Annotated in this window: 10 protein-coding genes; 7 read left to right on the top strand and 3 right to left on the bottom strand. The window is 64.5% G+C overall.

The genetic code is table 11. The features are described from left to right. Nucleotides 1-195 precede the first annotated feature (195 nt). On the top strand, nt 196-564 hold the full coding sequence (locus H8A92_RS08480) for a hypothetical protein (protein WP_229195377.1): 369 nt from the start codon (nt 196-198) through the stop codon (nt 562-564). A 78-nt stretch (nt 565-642) separates the two neighbouring features. On the opposite strand, the gene H8A92_RS08475 is transcribed toward H8A92_RS08480, so the two are convergent. After that, nucleotides 643-1365, bottom strand: coding sequence for a hypothetical protein (locus tag H8A92_RS08475; protein ID WP_229195376.1), 723 nt, complete (start codon nt 1363-1365; stop codon nt 643-645). Between the two features lie 167 nt (nt 1366-1532). Here H8A92_RS08475 and mbfA point away from each other — a divergent pair, with 167 nt between their 5' ends. From mbfA to H8A92_RS08450, 5 genes are all read left to right on the top strand, one after another. After that, entirely contained in the window at nt 1533-2504 is a 972-nt protein-coding gene (gene mbfA / locus H8A92_RS08470) for an iron exporter MbfA (protein WP_229195375.1), read from the top strand. A gap of 20 nt (nt 2505-2524) precedes the next feature. Beyond that, entirely contained in the window at nt 2525-3391 is an 867-nt protein-coding gene (locus H8A92_RS08465; RefSeq protein ID WP_229195374.1) for a hypothetical protein, read from the top strand. A 35-nt stretch (nt 3392-3426) separates the two neighbouring features. After that, on the top strand, nt 3427-3957 hold the full coding sequence (locus tag H8A92_RS08460; RefSeq protein ID WP_229195373.1) for a cytochrome b: 531 nt from the start codon (nt 3427-3429) through the stop codon (nt 3955-3957). A gap of 80 nt (nt 3958-4037) precedes the next feature. After that, nucleotides 4038-5510 carry an amidase gene (locus H8A92_RS08455; protein ID WP_229195372.1) on the top strand — a complete coding sequence of 491 codons (1473 nt, stop codon included), beginning with the start codon at nt 4038-4040 and terminating at the stop codon, nt 5508-5510. 120 nt (nt 5511-5630) lie between these two features. Continuing rightward, nucleotides 5631-5984: a nuclear transport factor 2 family protein gene (locus H8A92_RS08450; protein ID WP_229195371.1), complete on the top strand. Its 354-nt coding sequence runs from the start codon at nt 5631-5633 to the stop codon at nt 5982-5984. A 141-nt stretch (nt 5985-6125) separates the two neighbouring features. On the opposite strand, the gene H8A92_RS08445 is transcribed toward H8A92_RS08450, so the two are convergent. Together H8A92_RS08445 and H8A92_RS08440 are read right to left on the bottom strand one after the other, a co-directional pair. After that, nucleotides 6126-7214 carry a Zn-dependent alcohol dehydrogenase gene (locus H8A92_RS08445; protein WP_163155468.1) on the bottom strand — a complete coding sequence of 363 codons (1089 nt, stop codon included), beginning with the start codon at nt 7212-7214 and terminating at the stop codon, nt 6126-6128. 196 nt (nt 7215-7410) lie between these two features. Further along, nucleotides 7411-9192: an acyl-CoA dehydrogenase family protein gene (locus H8A92_RS08440; RefSeq protein WP_229195381.1), complete on the bottom strand. Its 1782-nt coding sequence runs from the start codon at nt 9190-9192 to the stop codon at nt 7411-7413. A 71-nt stretch (nt 9193-9263) separates the two neighbouring features. Between H8A92_RS08440 and H8A92_RS08435 the strand changes: the two genes are divergently transcribed. Then, nucleotides 9264-9965 (top strand): SDR family NAD(P)-dependent oxidoreductase, encoded by a 702-nt coding sequence (locus H8A92_RS08435; protein WP_229195370.1) that lies wholly within the window; start codon nt 9264-9266, stop codon nt 9963-9965. Nucleotides 9966-10042 lie beyond the last annotated feature (77 nt).

The following is a 10042-nucleotide window of genomic DNA, read 5'->3' as shown; positions in this document are numbered from 1 at the left end:
TCTCATCACGCTCTAGATTCTCGTTTTGGCAGTTTTTTTCTTCGCGCGAACCGGCATCCGTCCCGCGTCAGTTGCGGATGCCTGCCGCCACGATCCGGTCACAGGGCGTTAATGCGCGGTTCACGAAACATTGGGCAATGATTGGCGTTGCTAGAAACCGGCGCTCGGTCCGGCGACTTTTTGAGGAGAGCAAAGATGGATAGGAAAATCGCTGGACTTCTGGGAGCCGTGGCCGCGTTCGGCGCGGTCGGTGCCGCCGAAGCTGCGCCTGGGTCGAACCCGGCCGACGTTCTGCAGGCGAACTCATACGCGGACCTGCTGGAGCCGATCTCGAACGCCTCCGCAAAGCTGCAGGCGCTCGACGAGGCTGCGCCCGCTCCGGTCCGCGAGAACGTGCAGCTTGCACAGTACTACCACCACCACCATCACCACCACCATCATCACGGCTACTATCGCCGCGACTACTACGATCGCCCGGTCATCGTGGTGCCGCGCTATCGGCGCTACCACCATCACCATCATCACCACCATCATCATCACAGCTTCTACCGTCGCGATTACTGAGCGATGGCGACCGATCGGCGATACCACAACGGGGCCCGCGGGCCCCGTTGTTTTGTCGACTATGATGCGGCATCTCGCTCAATCGTTGCGCGCCTTCTCCTTTGCGGCGCGGTGCAGATGGCGATATGTGCCGTCGAACACCGTGTCCGATGACGACGTCCATTCCGTTCCGGCGGCCAGTTTGGGCCGATTGTTGTAGATGCGGCGCGCCTGCAATTCGCGTTCGGCAGCCTCCTCCTCGCCCATCTGCTCGAGCTGAAAGTTCGCTTCCTCGGGAATCACGATGATCTGGGCGAACGGCTCGTTCAGCCGGAAAATGTGCGTGCGCCCTTCCGCCGGCGCCTTGAAGACACAGAAGAACATCATCGGCCACCAATTGCGGATCAGCGCCGGAACGGCGATCGGCACGGTGTCGGTGCGGTCGGTGTAGAAGCGCGGATGCGGCTCGGTGCGGACCGCCATGCCCCGTTCGACCTTGAGGTCGAGCAGGATCTGGTAGGTGTAGAACGTCGTGCCGAAATTCCGGAACGGCGGCCACTGCACGCCGCTGTCCGGCGGCTCACCCCAATCCGCGTCGAGATGCAGCTGGCCATCCCGCGTGGTGACGTGCAGCTCGAAGTCGTAGGGGTAGAACAGCTCGATGCCGTATTGCGCGCCCTCCGAGAACGGCACGCAATGCCAGACCTGCTCGCGTGAGCCGTCGGCGCGTGGCTCGCGTTGCCCCGCCCAGCCGGGAATCTCCAGCTTGGTCCGCCGCGGCGCCAGGCGCGGATCGTTCAGGCGATATTTGACTGTGGTCATGACCTCTCCGCTCATAAGCAGCCGGAACTCGAACGGGCACCACAAGCTCTGGTTCCCTTGATGTGATCAGCAAACTCGTCGGGCCTCGGCATTACAGATTGACCCGGCACCCGACCAGACATATTAGAATTATTCTAATTCTAAGCTGGCTAAACGAGAGCCTGACCTTGAAAAATTTCGCCGATCTGACCGAGCGCGAGGTGCTTGCGGTCGCGATTGCCTCCGAGGAGGAGGACAGCCGCATCTACATGTCCTTCGCCGAGGACCTCGCCAGCCGCTATCCCGATACCGCAAAGGTCTTCGAGGAGATGGCAGAGGAGGAGCGGGGCCATCGCCACCGGCTGCTCGAAACCTACGAGCAACGCTTCGGCCCGCATCTGCCGCCGATCCGGCGCGAGGACGTCAAGGGCTTCCTGCGCCGGCGGCCGATCTGGCTGACCAAGAACCTGCCGCTCGACACCATCCGCAAGGAAGTCGAGACCATGGAGCTGGAGGCCGAACGCTTCTACGCCAAGGCGGCCGAGAAGGCCGAGGATACCGGCGTGCGCCGCCTGCTCGGCGATCTCGCCGAAGAGGAGAAGGGCCACGAGAAGCTCGCGGTCAAGCTCACCGGCGATATCCTCAAGCCCGATGTGCGCGCGGAAGAAGACCGCACGCGGCGGCGGATGTTCGTGCTGCAATATGTGCAGCCGGGCCTCGCCGGATTGATGGACGGCTCGGTTTCGACGCTGGCGCCGCTGTTTGCCGCCGCCTTCGCCACGCATCACAACTGGCAGACCTTTCTGGTCGGGCTTGCCGCCTCGATCGGCGCCGGCATCAGCATGGGCTTTGCCGAGGCGCTCTCCGACGACGGCTCGCTGACCGGCCGCGGATCGCCCTGGCTGCGCGGCATCACCTGCGGCTTGATGACGACGCTGGGCGGCCTCGGCCACACCATTCCCTATCTGGTGCCCGATGCCTGGCCGAATGCATTCTGGATCGCGACCGCGATCGCCGGGATCGTGGTGTTCTTCGAATTGTGGGCGATCGCCTTCATCCGCTCGCGCTACATGGACACGCCGTTCCTGCAGGCCGTGTTCCAGATCGTGCTCGGCGGCGCGATCGTGCTCGCGGTCGGCATCCTGATCGGCGCGGCGTAGCGCGGAAGCGAGGTGCCCTGATGTCCCGTTTCCGCAAACATCGCGTTCCGGCCGGCACAGCCATGATCGTGCTGGCCGCGCTCGGATGCAGCGGTCGCGCGAATGCGACCGACGAGATTCAGGTCTACAATGCCGGCATCGCGGCGCCAGGCCAATTCACCATCCAGCAGCATCTCAACTATGTCGGCATCGGCCAGAAGGATCCGCCCTTCCCCGGCGGATTTCCGTCCAACCACAGCCTCAACGGCACGCCGGAGTTTGCCTATGGCATGACCGACTGGTGGGAGCTCGGGCTCTATCTGCCGTTTGCCGTGCAGGACCGCCAGTTTCTGTCCGACGCCTTCAAGCTGCGCACGCTGTTCGTCTCGCCGAACGCCGACAAGCGCAATCTGTTCTACGGCGTCAATTTCGAGCTCAGCCACGAGATGCCGAAATTTGCGCAGACCCGCTGGGGCCTGGAGATCCGCCCCATTATCGGCGTGCGCAACGCGGACTATGAGTTCATCGTCAACCCGATCGTCGACATCGGCTTCGGCAGATATGGCGAGGCGGATTTCGCTCCCGCCGCGCGCGTGGCGCGCAAGCTGAAGGACGACGTGTATGTCGGCCTCGAATATTACGCCGATTTCGGCAAGATCGGCGACTTCAGCCCGCTCGCCGAGCAGCAGCACACATTGTTCGCGGTGACCGACTTCAAGGTGGGTGATTTCGATATCGACTTCGGCGTCGGCTACGGCCTGACGCGGGCATCCGACCGGCTCGTCGTCAAGACCATCATTGGATACGCGTTCCCGGTACCTGGGACCAAGCAGAGCAGCGAGCGCGCCAGCGCGAGCGGCGCCATCAATCCGATGGCGCATCTATCGGCGCGCAGCACGCCCTATTAGACTATCCTGACGGCTTCAGAATCGGCTGAGAGTCCATGACCGACCGTCTGCACTACGGCACCACCGCGAAGCTGCTGCATTGGGTGATCGTCGCCCTGCTGGCCGTGCAATACCCGATTGGCTGGCTAATGCCGGACATTCATCGCGGCCAGGCGCCTGGCGCCGCCATGACGCTTCACATTTCGTTCGGCATCATCATCCTGGTTCTGATTTCGGTTCGGTTCGTCTGGAGATTGACACATCCGGTTGCGCCGGAGAGCTCGCTCCCGGCCTGGCAACGGTTGAGCTCGGAAGCCGTACACTGGATGCTCTATGTTTTTGTATTGGCAACGACCGTCAGCGGCTGGCTGTTTGCATCATTTCGCGGCTGGACCATCTCGTTCCTGTACATGATGCCGCTGCCCATGCTGGCCTCGGACAATGCGGCGGCAGGGAAGGCGATCGATGGTCTGCATCAGGCCGCTGAATGGTCCCTGCTGGTGCTGATCGGAATCCATATCGCGACCGCGCTGGTGCACCTGTTGATCTACCGCGATCGCATCATGCAGCGCATGCTTCCGGGCTAGTTGTCGGCGCAATCGCGATCAAGCGGCCTTGCCCGACTGCTCCATTCTGCGCATGATCTGTCAAAATCAGGGAGCACGCCGTGGCCAAATCACAATGGAGTTACAAGACCGCCGTCGAACTGTCGGAGGCGCTGCGCAGGAAGCAGGTCTCGGCGGTCGAGCTCGCGGAGGATGCGATCGGCCGTATCGAGCGCCATGACGGCAAGGTGAACGCGGTCTGCGTGCGCGACTTCGAGCGCGGCCTCACTGCTGCACGCGCCGCGGATGCCGCGATCGCGCGCGGCGAGCACAAGCCGCTGCTCGGCATCCCGATGACGGTGAAGGAATCCTTCAACGTCGCTGGACTGCCGACGACCTGGGGCTTCCTGCCGCAAAAGGACTTCGTGCCGGCCGAGGACGCGCTTTCGATCCAGCGGGTGAAGGACGCCGGCGGCGTGATCCTCGGCAAGACCAACGTACCGGTCGGGCTCGCCGACTGGCAGAGCTACAACGAGATCTACGGCACCACCAACAACCCCTATGACCTCGGCCGTACGCCTGGCGGCTCGTCCGGCGGATCGTCGGCCGCGCTCGCTGCCGGCTATGGCGCGCTGTCGCTCGGCTCCGATATCGGCGGCTCGCTGCGGGTGCCGGGATTTCACTGCGGCATCTACGCGCACAAGCCGACCTTCGCGCTGCTGCCGTCGCGCGGCCACACTCCGCCGCCGCTGCCGCCCCTGCCGTTCGATCGCGATCTTTCGGTGATCGGCCCGATGGCGCGCGGCGCGGCCGACCTCGCGCTCGTGCTCGACGTGATGGCCGGTCCCGATCCGCTCGAAGCGGGCAAGGCCTACCGGCTGGACCTGCCGGCGGCGCGCCACACCGCCTTGAAGGATTTCCGCATCCTTGTCATCGACAGCGATCCGGTGCTGCCGACCGACAGCGTGGTCCGCGGCAACATCGACAAGCTCGCCAGCAACCTCGACAAGGCCGGCGCGAAAGTGTCGCGCGCAAGCCCGCTGCTGCCGGACTTTGCCGCCTCCTCACGGCTCTATATGCGGATCCTGCTGTCGTTCCTCGCGGCGTCCTTCCCGCCGGAGGTCTATTCCGGTGCCTGCGCAGCGGCGGCCGCGCTGCCGGCCGGCGACACCAGCCTGCAGGCCGAGCGGCTGCGCGGCATCGCACTCAGCCATCGCGACTGGGTGATCGCCGACGGCGGCCGCGCGCGGCTGCGCGCGCAGTGGCGCGAGCTGTTCAAATCGTTCGACGCGGTGATCTGCCCGATCATGCCGACGCCGGCCTATCCGCACGATCATTCGCCCGACCAGGAGCAGCGCAGGATCCTGATCGACGGTGTGCCGCACGTCTACACCGACCAACTCGCCTGGCCCGGCATCGCGACCCTGCCGGGGCTACCCTCGACCGCGATCCCGACCGGCTTCGCGCCCGACGGACTGCCGATCGGCGTCCAGATCGTCGGCCCCTGGCTCGAGGACCGCACGCCGCTCAAGCTCGCCGAGCTGATCGAGCGCGAGTTCGGCGGCTTCGTGCCGCCGAAGATGTTTGATGATTGACGGCGTCTGATCGTCATTGCGAGCGGAGCGAAGCAGTCCATATATCCGCATACGCAGCCATGGATTGCTTCGTCGCTCACGCTCCTCGCAATGACGATGGGGTGAATCAGGAGAAAACCAATGAGCACAGACCTCGAAGAGCTCACTAAGCTCAACAGGGACTACGTCGATTCCGTTCAGAACTGCGACGTCAAGCGCTTCGACGAAATCCTGGCACAGGATTTCTACGCTACCAATCCGGACAAGAGCCTGGTCGACCGCGCCGCCTTCCTGAAGCAGACGGCGATCCCGGTGAAGATCAAGGGGCTGAAGGCCGAAGACGTCAAGATCCGCATCCTCGGCGATTTCGCCATCATCCACGCCCGCACCAGCTATCTCAACGCCGACGGCGAGCAGGCCTATGGCCGCTACACCGATTGCTGGGCGCGGCAGAACGGCAAATGGCTCGCGGTGTCCGCGCACGTCGCGCGGTGAAGGTGACGTTCGCAGCGTCACCCTCCGCTGTCATGCCCCGCTTCATGCGGGGCATCCAGTACTCCGCGGCCGCAGTTGCTTCACGCAACTTCCGCCGCGGCGTACTGGGTCGCCCGGTCGAGCCGGGCGACGACAGATTGCTCAGCTGTCGAACATGATCACGCTGCGCAGCGTCTTGCCGGCCTTCATGTTGGCGAAGCCCTCGTTGATCTCGCTGAGCTTCAGCTTGGCCGAGATCCAGTCCTCCAGATGCAGCTTGCCGCGCATGTAGAAGTCGACTAGGCGCGGCATGTCGACGCGGAAGTGGTTTGACCCCATCGACGAGCCCTGGATGCGGCGCTCGCGCAGGAAGTCGAAGCCGTGCAGCTCGATCTTCTGGCCGAACGGGATCATGCCGACGATGGTCGCGGTGCCGCCCGCCGCCAGCATGGCGAAGGCCTGCTCGGCGGTCTCCTTGCGGCCGAGCACCTCGAAGGAGTGATGCACGCCGCCGCCGGTGAGCTCGCGCACCTGCTGCACCACGTCACCGCGAGCGGGATCGACGATGTCGGTGGCGCCGAGCTTGGTCGCAAGTTGCAGCTTGGCCGGATTGGTGTCGATGGCGATGATGCGGCCGGCGCCGGCGATCTGCGCGCCGTTGATCGCCGCCATGCCGACGCCGCCGCAGCCGATCACAGCCACGGTCTCGCCGGCGGTCACCTTCGCGGTGTTCACCACGGCGCCATAACCGGTGATGACGCCGCAACCGATCAGCGCGGCCAGATCGAGCGGCATCTCCTTCCTGATCTTCACGATGGCGTTCTCGTGCACCAGCATCTGCTCGGCGAACGACGACAGGTTGAGAAACTGGTTCAGCTTCTCCTTCCGGCCCCAGGACAGGCGGTTGGAGGCGCCGGGCAGCATCTTCACCGTGGTGTCGGTGCACAGCACGGTGCGGCCGGTGGTGCAATTATCGCAGGTGCCGCAGAACACCGAGAGGCAGGTGACGACGTGATCGCCGGGCTTCACGTAATTGACGTCGGAGCCGACCTTCTCGACCACGCCGGCCGATTCATGGCCGAGTACGGCGGGCAACGGATGCGGATAAAGGCCTTCCATGAAGTGCAGGTCGGAATGGCAGAGGCCCGCAACCGCGGTGCGGATCAGGACCTCGCGCGGCCCCGGATTGGGCACGCTGACGTCTTCGATCACCAGCGGCTGATTGACTTCATGCAGGACGGCGGCCTTCATCGGAATTTCCTCTCATGTTTTTTGTTGCGCACGCTCTCCACCTCTCCCAAAGGGAGAGGTCGGAGCGCATCGAAGATGCGGTCCGGGTGAGGGGTTCAGGTCGATCAATAGAGCGCAACCCCTCACCCGGATCGCTGGCGCGATCCGACCTCTCCCTATGGGAGAGGTGAGACTACCCGAGCAGCCAACTACGAGCCTACGCTGCGACAAGCAATTCGCCAACCTCGGCCATGCCGACGGCGCGATCGCCGAGCAGGTGATCGGTCATCCTGCGCTGAACGGTATTTTCCGCTAGCCGGAACGGATCACCCGGCATCACGCGATGGTCGATCACCATCCGCGACAGCAGCAGCCGGCGCGCGTCGCCGCGCATCTCGTGGATGCGACCGCCCTCCCACGCCAGCGCCACGGCGCTTGCGACATGATAGAGCAGGCTGGTCGCGCGCCGCGCATCGCCCTCATTGTCGATGCGGCCTGCGACTTCGCGGGCGAACGCAATTGCGCGGTCGCTGAGCTCGCGCAGCCGGTTGCGCCAGGCTTGCGGCACATTCGGACTGTCATCGAGCCGCGCATGCAGATCGGCGGCGAGCGCATTGTCGGCACCGTGGCGTCCGACCGCACGCTTCAGCGCATCGATCGCGACGATATTGCCGGTGCCCTCCCAGATCGAGCCGAGATGCGCATCGCGCAGCAGCCGCGGCGTGACGAATTCCTCGATGTAGCCGATGCCTCCGCGCATCTCCATCGCGTCGCCGCAGACTTTTCTGGCATCGCGGGTGGCACGGAATTTCAAGGTCGGCGTCAAGATGCGGAGCAACGCTGCGGCATCCTGGCTGCCGGCCTCGGCGCGGTCGAGCGCGTCCGCGGTCAGGAAGCTCATCGACAGCGCCTGCTCGGTCGGCAGCATGATCTTCATCAGCTGCCGCCGCGCCAGCGGCAGGTCGATGATGCGCTGACCGAACACCACGCGGCCCCGCGCAACTGTGATCGCATCGTGCCAGGCACGGCGCATCAGCGCGGTCGACTTCACGCCGTTGGACAGCCGCGACGAGTTCACCATCTCGGCCATCTGCACGAAGCCACGGTCGAGCTTGCCGACGGCATAGGCGATCGCGCCGTCGAACTTGATCTCGCCCGAGGCCATCGAACGGGTGCCGAGCTTGTCCTTCAGCCGCACGATCCGATAATGGTTCTGCGAACCGTCGTCGAGGAAACGCGGCATCAGGAACAGGCCGACGCCGCGGGTGCCCGGCCCCGCGCCCTCGGGGCGCGCCAGCAGCATCACCACCTTGGCATCGGCGTTCGAGCAGAACCACTTCTCGCCGTAGAGCCGCCAGTGATCACCCTCCTGCACCGCGCGCGTGGTCAGCGTGCCGACGTCGGAGCCGCCTTCCTTCTCGGTCATGAACTGGCCGCCTTGCGTCAGTCTGTTCATGTCGGTCTGGGTCAGGCCGTCGAGATACTTCGCCTTCAACGCCTCGCTGCCGAAATTCGCCAACAGCTTTGCGCAGCCGTCGGTGACGTTGATCGGGCAGCCCATGCCGAATTCGGTCTGGTTGAACAGGAAGGTGAAGGCGTGCTTGGCGACGACAGGATATTTGTCGGGCCAGCCCATGATGCCCTTGCGCAGCGAAAGCGCATGAATGCCGAACTCGCCGAACGCGGCCTTCTCGATCTCGCGATAGGCCGGATGATATTCGATCGTTTGCACGTCGCGGCCGAACTTGTCGCGCTGGTGCAGCACCGGCGTATGTCGGTCGGCAAGTCGCGCGCATTCGTCGAGGTAACCGCCGGCCAGTCCGCCGAGCCGGTCGAGATGCGGCTCGATGTGGCGGAACAACGCGTCAGGCAAATGCAGTTTCAGAATATCCGTCAGCGCCGGATCGGCCCGGTAGAAATTCATTCCCGTCGTGTCCGGCGCGAGCAAGCCCGGCTGGCTGGCGGACGACGTTTTCGGATCCTGCTTGTGCGGCTGCATTGAATTCCCGGCTGCGGTGCTCATTTGTTTGGGCACGACTATCCTCCTCCGGCCGAGCAAAGGAAAGCCCAATGGATATTCCGAAATACAAGATCGCCCTGATCGTCGGCGCCGGCGAGGGCCTCAGCGCCTCGCTGACGCGGCTATTTTCGCGGGAGGGAATTCGCGTGGCGCTGGGCGCCCGCAGCATCGAGAAGCTCGGCGCGCTCTGCACCGAAACCGGTGCGAAGGCCTATGCCTGCGATGCCACCAAGGCCGAAGATGTCGAACGCCTTTTTGGTCTGGTCGAGCGCGAAATCGGAACCCCCGACCTCGTGGTCTACAACGCATCCGGCCGCAGCCGCGGTCCCTTCGCCGAGTTGGTGCCGTCAGAGGTCGAACGTGCAATTGCCGTCTCGGCGTTCGGCGGCTTCCTGGTGGCGCAGGAGGCGGCGAAGCGCATGCTGCCCAACAAGAAAGGCGCGATCCTGTTCACCGGCGCCTCCGCCAGCGTCAAGGGCTATGCACAATCGGCGCCGTTCGCGATGGGCAAGTTCGCCCTGCGGGGGCTGGCGCAGAGCATGGCGCGCGAATTGTCGCCGCAGGGCATCCACGTCGCGCATTTCGTGATCGACGGCGGGATCCGCAGCGCCGCCCGCACCGAGCCCGCCGACCGGCCGGACTCGATGCTCGACCCCGACGCGATTGCATTGAGCTACTGGAACGTGCTGCAGCAGCCGCGCAGCGCCTGGACCTGGGAGCTGGAATTGCGGCCCTGGGTTGAGAAGTTTTGAGATGACGGAGATCATGCAAACGGCGTAGGCTGGCTCGCAGCCGCCGCCACATTCGTCATTGCGAGCGGAGCGAAGCA

The organism is Bradyrhizobium acaciae (assembly GCF_020889785.1).
GTDB classification, from domain to species: Bacteria; Pseudomonadota; Alphaproteobacteria; order Rhizobiales; family Xanthobacteraceae; genus Bradyrhizobium; species Bradyrhizobium acaciae.
The sequence above is the reverse complement of the archived record's forward strand: the minus strand, read 5'-3'. Positions and strand labels throughout refer to the sequence as shown.